Here is a 229-nt window from a genome sequence, read left to right on the forward strand (position 1 = left end):
CTAAAATGAGATTTAGCCCTACCCCCAAAAAGCTTCTATATTGAAACTTTAAATATCTCATTCTAGCCCTTTTATTTTTATACTGATAAAAATGTTTAGAACTTAATCTTCCATATCCTTTTCCATAATTAAATGCTCTATTCCGTTCTAAAGGGTCATAATTTTGAATTTTTTGTGGATGATAGAAAATCAAATCTGATTTATATATTATTTTACTTTGCATATAAAT

General features: G+C 25.8%; 1 protein-coding gene. It reads right to left on the reverse strand.

Annotation, left to right across the window (positions count from 1 at the left end):
• On the reverse strand, positions 1-229 hold a 229-nt coding region (locus KVS67_RS13805), incomplete at both ends, for a hypothetical protein (RefSeq protein WP_217565620.1).

The organism is Micrococcus sp. GbtcB5 (assembly GCF_019091605.1).
Classification (GTDB): domain Bacteria; phylum Actinomycetota; class Actinomycetes; order Actinomycetales; family Micrococcaceae; genus Micrococcus; species Micrococcus luteus.